General features: G+C 36.4%; 2 protein-coding genes. Both read right to left on the bottom strand.

Annotated features, from left to right (window positions below; all coding sequences use genetic code 11):
- Window positions 1-531: 531 nt before the first annotated feature.
- Window positions 532-1,377: an HpyAIV family type II restriction enzyme gene (locus IEW66_RS08645; RefSeq protein WP_188681834.1), complete on the bottom strand. Its 846-nt coding sequence runs from the start codon at window positions 1,375-1,377 to the stop codon at window positions 532-534.
- On the bottom strand, window positions 1,364-2,482 hold the full coding sequence (locus IEW66_RS08640; protein ID WP_229657589.1) for a site-specific DNA-methyltransferase: 1,119 nt from the start codon (window positions 2,480-2,482) through the stop codon (window positions 1,364-1,366). The genes IEW66_RS08645 and IEW66_RS08640 overlap by 14 nt, the downstream gene beginning before the upstream one ends.
- Window positions 2,483-2,745: the final 263 nt, after the last annotated feature.

Here is a 2,745-nt window from a genome sequence, read left to right as displayed (position 1 = left end):
GAAAGAATGGAAAGAAGCGCTTCGCAATTAATTAAAGTAAACAAGGTTCTTAATGTGTTTGGAAACAACTCTGTCCTGTTATACGGGGATGTAAGACCGTTCTTCGAAGTCCCGAAGGATTCCAAGCTCTATTTCTATAACGTTCAATTTCAGAATAGAATACCTCCCAATGCAACTCCATTTCATTGCAGATCAAATTGTTTGTTCCTAAGCGGGCAGATCTTGTATTGCAGAGTGCTATAATATTCTACGATGGGGAGCTTGGAAAGTTTATAAAAGAGTATGCAGTCCCTAATGGGTTTTTATAAAAGTTGTAAGAGTTGCTGTATAGAGCCCCCATGGTATGTCGTGTTATCGCGCACAAAGCTAAGCGGCATTGTGCTGTCAAGCATGCCCTTAAGCCATTCAAACCCATTCACCTAAAATTGCACTTCGCAGGAGAGGAGAATATTACTGAATCAAGCAGTAAATCGAAGGGGGGTAAAAATTGCGGAACAAGACGGGGTGAATTTGATCTTAAATAAGACTAATTTATAAAAGTTCCTCAAGCTTCTCAGACAAGGTCTTATAAATTGCTTTGTTATTATTTTGCTTAAAATACTCCAATAGTAAACTAAGCGTTTTCTTTTCAGGAAATAATGTTAAGATAATGTCATTAAACACTTCTCTATTTCTAAATAATTTTCTAAATACACTCGGTGGTAAATCTTTAATTTCATTAAACGTCTGTTCTGATTCTAAGTCGAAGTTTAACTCTGGCAAATCAGATATAGAAGCTTTCCATTTTTTCAGATAGTCTAATATCTCATACCATATATCTATTGCATTCAGAAACTCAAATAATTCTTTACCATAAAATAAATATAAGTCGACATTATAATCATCTTTCATTTTTAAAAGTTCCGATCTGTAATAACTCTCGTTTTTCCTTAAATCAGGGTCTATAAAATAGAATATACCAACCAATTTCTCATTCTCGTAGTTTTTCATCATTAAATCTAACTTTCTTTCGAAATTGTCTATTTGTCCTCTTTTCTTTGATGAATCATGGTCGTCTCTGATCTTCTGCTCTATAAAATATATGACATCATCATTTCTAAAACATTGATCAATATCCAAATTTTCATCGGTAAATTTCTTTTGTAGTATGTTATAGCCTAAAATTCTAAAATATTCCTCAAACAATACCTCAAAGGCATTACCCATTCTTATCTCATGTGATTGTAAAAGATTTTGTAATAATTTACCCTTTGGTTTCGTTGGTCTAAATAAACCTATATATCGATTTGGCTCGTTTGCTATAGTCTCCAAGAGTTTTGGTTTCGAGTGCTCAAATATTTCTCTATTGAAGATCTCCTCGAATTTACTGTATTCCATGATGGTTGGCATATTGATCCTTCAACAATCTTTGCCTTAAATCATTTATGCTTACAAGCTTGCCATCCCTTTTGACATACCAAAATGTCCAGCCGTTGTTTGCGGGTTTATTCAATATCATCGCGCTTATCTTATGTATGGACCCATATTTATCTTCGTATGATAAGGTTCCGTTGGCTAAAACCAATGCCCTGGCTTCTCCATCTGGAGAATATAAATATTCTCCGGCTCTGACATAGCCATTCTCTATCAGACTGCCAAAAGGTACTCTCTTAGGCCTGATCTCCAATGGGTAGTCCAGTAGTTTTTGTTGATAGGATGCGGTTTTTCTCAACCTCTCCCTGCATGCATCGACATAAAGCGGTTCTTTCTCAATGCCAATGAAGGATCTGCCCAACTTCTTTGCCACAACCAGGGTGGTTCCTGTTCCAGCAAACGGATCTAATACTATATCACCAAGTTTGGATGTTGCGGTGATTATCCTGTATAACAGCGCCTCAGGTTTTTGAGTGGGATGAAGTTTTTGTCCATTTATCTTTATTCTCTCATCCCCCTGGCAGATGGGTATATACCAATCGCTCCTCATCTGCAGATCATCGTTGTATGCCTTCATTGTTTTGTAGTTGAACGTATATTTCGATTCCTTGTCCTTTGAGGCCCAGATCAGCGTCTCATGGGCATTGTTAAAGCGTGTTCCTTTAAAATTCGGCATGGGGTTGGTTTTAATCCATACAATGTCGTTCAGTATCCAGTATCCCAGGTCCTGCATTATCTTACCAACTCTGAAAATGTTATGGTATGTGCCTATAACCCATATTGTTCCTGAATCCTTCAGAACCCTCCTGCATTGACTTAACCAGTTAAGGGTGAAATCATCATACTCCTTGAATGACCTGAATTTATCCCAGTCTTCGCTTACTCCATTGACCTTTGTTTCGTTCGGCCTGTACAGTTCGTTTTCCAATTGCAGATTATATGGGGGATCTGCAAAGATCAGGTCAACACTGTTGTCAGGTATCTGCTTCATAATTTCGATAGAATCCCCTGAAATAACATTGTTCAGCATAGTTTCGAATTTTAAAACCGTTTTCTGATCCTCTACCATCCTACCACTTCACTATTTCAAATCTGTTTTTTAATTTTTTTACAACCGATCTTATCTATTTCAGTATCCTTTCTTAATAACCTCCTTTATTAATCTCTTTCTTAGCTCTGCATACGCTATTTAATTTTTTTAAACCGTACAGAGTGCGGGCCCGCCGGGATTTGATTAATTTTTTAAGCGAATACTATAATGAGAAAAAATTATACCGTAATAGAAATTGAATATATGTGTCAGAAGAAAATACAATCATAGAATTAGCCAAC

It is taken from the genome of Thermogymnomonas acidicola, from assembly GCF_014646795.1.
GTDB classification, from domain to species: Archaea; Thermoplasmatota; Thermoplasmata; order Thermoplasmatales; family Thermoplasmataceae; genus Thermogymnomonas; species Thermogymnomonas acidicola.
This window is presented reverse-complemented; position numbering and strand designations above follow the sequence as displayed.